Here is an 808-nt window from a genome sequence, read left to right on the forward strand (position 1 = left end):
CGTCACCCCGGGAATCTCGCCCATCTCCAGCAAGTCGATCGCGACCACCTTGCCCTTGCCGTCGGCGGCCCCGGTTCGCTTGGCCGCGATCTGGCTCCAGCCGCCGGGCGCGGCACCGAGGTCGACGACGGTCATGCCCGGCTTGAGCAGGCGGTATTTGTCGTCGATCTCGAGCAGCTTGAACGCCGCGCGCGAGCGGTAGCCCATCGCCTTGGCCTTGGCGACATAGGGATCGTTGAGCTGGCGCTCGAGCCAGAGTTTTGACGACAGCTTTCGCTTGCCGCCGCTCTTGACCGTGACGTGCAGCCGCCCGGTGGTGTCTTTCGCCATGATCTTTCTTGGATTGGTGTGATTGGGCGTGTTCTAGCACGCCCGCAGCGCGCCGTCCTCGCGCATCATCTCGACCAGCATGCCCTCGCGCAGGCCGCGATCGGCGACCCGGAGCCGCGGCATCGGGAACGCGTTGCGGATCGCGTCGAGGATGGCGCAGCCGGCGAGCACGAGGTCGGCCCGCTCGACACTGAGGCAGCGGTTGTTGACGCGCGCCTCGTAGCTCATGCCGAGCAGCATCTGGATCGTCGCAGTGACGTCGCAATCAGTCATCCAGATGCCGTCGATGCGGCGGCGGTCGTAGCGCGACAGGTTGAGGAAAACGCCGGCGAGCGTCGTGACGGTGCCCGAGGTGCCGAGCATGTGCATGTCGCGCAGAACCCGGCCATGCCCGGCCGCGAACGGCGCGACATGCCGCGCGACCTCGTCGATCATCTGCGCATACAAATCCCTGGTGACATTCTTGCCGCCGAAATGC

2 protein-coding genes are annotated in these 808 nt (G+C 66.5%); both read right to left on the reverse strand.

Translation table 11 applies throughout. The features are described from left to right. Window positions 1–330, reverse strand: a 330-nt coding sequence (locus NS334_RS16850) for an SAM-dependent methyltransferase (RefSeq protein WP_193753160.1), incomplete at its 3' end; no start/stop codon positions are given. Between the two features lie 33 nt (window positions 331–363). Then, the gene (locus NS334_RS16855; protein WP_206542721.1) at window positions 364–765 is read right to left on the reverse strand and encodes a hypothetical protein; all 402 of its coding nucleotides are present in this window, start codon (window positions 763–765) and stop codon (window positions 364–366) included. Between the last annotated feature and the right edge of the window lie 43 nt (window positions 766–808).

It is taken from the genome of Sphingomonas endophytica (assembly GCF_001476895.1).
In the GTDB taxonomy this organism is placed as follows: domain Bacteria; phylum Pseudomonadota; class Alphaproteobacteria; order Sphingomonadales; family Sphingomonadaceae; genus Sphingomonas; species Sphingomonas endophytica_A.